The sequence below is a fragment of the Actinosynnema sp. NPDC023658 genome, assembly GCF_040639995.1.
Taxonomy (GTDB): Bacteria; Actinomycetota; Actinomycetes; order Mycobacteriales; family Pseudonocardiaceae; genus Actinosynnema.
Map to the genome: position 1 here is coordinate 2937 of NZ_JBFAAX010000437.1, position 1887 is coordinate 4823.

The window sequence follows — 1887 nt, forward strand, 5'->3', positions numbered from 1 at the left end:
GGGTTGGTGCCCCAGCCGGAGAACTGCAGGTCGAACGTGCCGGCCGTGCCCGCCTCGTTGAGCTGGTTGTCCGACACGATCTGCACGTCCACCACGATGCCCAGGTCGGCCAGCGACCGCTTGACGAACTCGCCGGTCTGCTCGTCGTAGGCGCGGCTGGCGTGCCCGAGCAGCCGCAGCTCCATCCGCCTGCCCTGCGGGGAGACGCGGATGCCGTCCGCGCCGCGCGCGTACCCGGCCTGGTCGAGGTCGGCGTTGGCGGAGGCCGGGTCGTGCGGGCGCGGCGAGTCGGGTTCGAAGTGGTAGTCGGCGAACACCGGCGGGATCGGGCCGGTGCCGCGCTGCGCGTAGCCGCCGTTGACCCGCTCGATGATCGCGTCCAGGTCGATCGCCTTGGCGATGGCCCGCCGCACCACCACGTCCTTCAACGCCGGGTGCCCGTCACCGATCGGCACGCCGTCGCGGGTGGCCGCGCCGGAGTTGATGACGATCTCGTTGAAGCGGCGGCCCTGCGCCTTGTTGCGGGTGATGCCGGACTTGTCCGCCAGCGAGTCGAACTGGGCCGGTCCCATCCGGTTGACCAGGTCGACCTCGCCCTTGTTCAACGCCTGCACCGCGCCGTCCACCGTCTTGTAGTAGGTGAACGTCAGCTCGTCGTACTTCGGGGCGCCCCGCCAGTAGTCCTTGTTCGCCTTGAACCGGATGAACTCGTTGGCCCGGTACTCGGCCAGCACGAACGGCCCGCTGCCCACCACCGGCGTCTGGTCGTTGTGGTACTCCGCGATGTCGGTGACCTTCGACCACACGTGCTCGGGCACGATCGGCACGTCCAGCGCCAGCATGGTGGCCTGCGGCTGCTTGGTCTTGATCACCAGCGTGCGGTCGTCGGTCGCGGTGACGGACTCGAAGTCGGCGGTGAAGCTGCCGTTGGCGGTGGCCGCGACCTCGTCGCGCATCATCAGGTCGTAGGTGAACGCCGCGTCCTTGGCGGTGATCGGCTGCCCGTCGGACCACTTCTTGCCCTCGGGCACGTGGAAGGTCCAGGTCAGCCGGTCCTCCGAGGACTCCCACCGGTCGGCCAGGCCCTCCACCGGGTGCTGGTCCTTGACGTCGTAGGCGGTCAGGTAGTCGTACATCAGCCGGCCGACCTCGGTGCCCGCCTGGAACACCGACAGGAACGGGTTGAGCGAATCCACCTGCTGGGTGATCGCCACCCTGAGGGTCACCGCCTGTTGCGCCTGCGCCTGTGTCCGCGCCGGTGTCGGCGCGAGCACCACCACCACTGCCATCGCCGCCGTGACCGCGCCGAACCGTCGGATGCCCACAGTGACCGCCTCCCGCCCCTGAGTGGAAGTCAAGAAGTAACCATTGAGGTGAGGTGCGCGTCAAGAAGCGACGACGGCTCGGTACGGTGAACTCATGCGGATCTTGATCTCGGCGGACATGGAGGGGGCGACGGGGGTCACCTGGACCGCCGACGTCGTCCCGCAGACCGAGCAGTGGCAGCGGTTCCGCCGGCTGTTCACCGGTGACGTCAACGCCTGCGTCGCCGGGGTCCACGACGGCGGCGCGACCGGCGTGCTGGTCAACGAGGCCCACTCCTCGCAGCGCAACCTGCTGCTGGAGGACCTGGACGAGCGGGCCAGGCTGCTCACCGGGCGGCACAAGCCGCTGTCGATGATGCAGGGCGTCGACTCCGGAGTGGACGGCGTGGTGTTCCTCGGCTACCACGCGGGCGCCGGCCAGGAGGGCGTGCTCGCGCACACCTACCTGGAGAACTCGATCACCGGCGTGTGGCTGGACGGCGTGCCCGCGAGCGAGGGCAGGCTCAACGCCGCTCTGGCCGCCGTGCACGGCGTCCCGGTGCTGCTGGTCACCGGCGTCGAC

At 69.6% G+C, this 1887-nt stretch carries 2 protein-coding genes; one reads left to right on the forward strand and one right to left on the reverse strand.

Annotated elements, in window-relative coordinates:
• On the reverse strand, positions 1-1325 hold a 1325-nt coding region (locus AB0G02_RS28325; protein ID WP_360799614.1), incomplete at its 3' end, for an ABC transporter substrate-binding protein.
• Between the two features lie 94 nt (positions 1326-1419).
• Between AB0G02_RS28325 and AB0G02_RS28330 the strand changes: the two genes are divergently transcribed.
• The coding region (locus AB0G02_RS28330; protein ID WP_360799610.1) for a M55 family metallopeptidase at positions 1420-1887 on the forward strand (468 nt) is incomplete at its 3' end.